The following is a 1,944-nucleotide window of genomic DNA, read 5'->3' as shown; positions in this document are numbered from 1 at the left end:
CGCTTATCCATCAAGCGCTGCAGCCATTTTTTGCTTGAAATGCAATCCCCTCTGCCCTTTGCTGCCCTGCTGTTCAACGCCTTTGTCTGGGGCCTGGCGTGGTGGCCGTTTCAGCACATGCACCGGGCGGGGCTGCACCCGCTGTGGGCCACGGCGTTCATGTATGCGGTGGTGCTGGCGGGGCTGCTGGCCTGGCGGCCCCGGCTGCTGGCGCAGGTGCGGCAGCAGCCGCAGCTGTGGCTGCTGGCGCTGGCCTCGGGCCTGAACAATGTGGCCTTCAACTGGGCCGTGACCATTGGCGATGTGGTGCGGGTGATCCTGCTGTTCTACCTGATGCCCGCCTGGGCCGTGCTGCTGGCCTGGAAGGTTTTGGGCGAACAGCCCACGCCCTCGGCCTTGCTGCGGCTGGCGCTGGCATTTGCGGGCGTGGTGCTGGTGCTGCTGCCGGCCGATGCGCCCGCGTCGCGCCTGCTGCACGGGCTCAGCCTGGCCGACGGACTGGCGCTGCTGGGCGGCTTCATGTTTGCGGTGACCAACGTCACCCTGCGCCACCTGCACGCGGTGCCGGGCCCTGCGCGCATGTTCGCCATGTTCGCCGGCTGCACGCTGATGGCGCTGGCGGTGGCGGTGATGGGGCGCCAGCTGGGCGTGGTCGAGGCCTTCCCGCCATGGGACAGCACCTGGGTGCTGACCGGCTTGCTACTGGCCGGCGTGCTGCTGCTGGGCAACTGGGCGCTGCAGTTTGGCGCCGCGCGGCTGGCTGCGGGCACCACGGCGCTGGTGATGCTGTCGGAGGTGATGTTTGCCAGCGTCTCGTCAGCCCTGCTCGGGGCGTCTGCGCTCAACACCCGCACCGTGGTGGGCGGCGCGCTCATCCTGCTGGCCTCGCTGCTGGCAGCGCTGCAGTTTCGGCGCCCGGCCGCGCCCGCATTGCCCGGCCCGCCCGGGCACTGAGTGCCGCCCGCCCCACGCGCGCTACACCCACGCTACACCGACGTCCACCCCTGCCAGCGGCTACCATGGCCGCGTCATTCCTCTTCCCCCATCTCCTCAGGAGCACGCCCATGCCGGACAGCATCTACGACTTTGAAGCCCAGCAGATGAACGGCCAGACCGTGCCGCTGTCGCAATACCGCGGCAAGGTGCTGCTGATCGTGAACACCGCCAGCGCCTGCGGCTTCACGCCCCAGTTCGGCGGCCTGGAAGAGCTTCACAAGCGGTACGCCGACCAGGGCTTAGTGGTGCTGGGCTTTCCCTGCAACCAGTTCGGCAGCCAGGACCCGGGCAGCAACGACGAGATCGCCAGCTTCTGCCAGCTGAACTACGGTGTGAGCTTTCCGATGATGGCCAAGATCGACGTGAACGGCGCCAACGCATCACCCCTCTACCAATGGCTCACCGCCGAAGCCCCCGGCCTGCTCGGCAGCAAGGCCATCAAGTGGAATTTCACCAAGTTTTTGGTGGGCAAGGACGGCCGGGTGATCCGCCGCTATGCCCCACAAGACGCGCCCAAGAAGCTGGCCGGGGACATCGAAGCGGCGCTGCGCTGAGCACACCCATTGCACCCCTCAGCGCGCATTCGCCGCCCTGCACAGGGCGCGCAACGCGCAATCGTTTGGATTTGTTAAAGGCACTACAAGCGGTTGCCAAAACCGCCTTTTGACGCTGCGCTGAAAAATTCTGCGGCGAAACTCCCGGCAGCTTCAGGGTGGCGCAAGACCACCCTCTCTCGCACATCGTGCTGCTATCGGGGGGACTTCTTTTGACATTGACATCTGCCGCGCGCGCGCTGTGGCCAGGAGTCTGCGCGGCAGACGGTGCATCGGCTGCAACGCACGACAAACCGGTCTCGCGCGTTTCGCTTCGATGCCTTCTACCGCGCAGACTCCTGGCGCCGCTCTTGGCCTGCATGGCACTTCAGGCATCGGCGCGCGGTGACTTCGT

The 1,944-nt window shown here is 66.8% G+C and carries 2 protein-coding genes; both read left to right on the top strand.

Going from position 1 to position 1,944, the window contains the following annotated elements:
• Positions 1–39: 39 nt before the first annotated feature.
• Positions 40–954, top strand: coding sequence for a DMT family transporter (locus ACOQFS_RS12575; protein WP_421563201.1), 915 nt, complete (start codon positions 40–42; stop codon positions 952–954).
• Positions 955–1,064: 110 nt separating this feature from the next.
• Entirely contained in the window at positions 1,065–1,550 is a 486-nt protein-coding gene (locus tag ACOQFS_RS12570; RefSeq protein WP_421563200.1) for a glutathione peroxidase, read from the top strand.
• Positions 1,551–1,944: the final 394 nt, after the last annotated feature.

This window comes from Paracidovorax sp. MALMAid1276 (assembly GCF_049198005.1).
In the GTDB taxonomy this organism is placed as follows: Bacteria; Pseudomonadota; Gammaproteobacteria; order Burkholderiales; family Burkholderiaceae_C; genus Acidovorax.
Note: the sequence above shows the minus strand (reverse complement) of the source record. Positions and strands in the feature narration are given on the sequence as shown.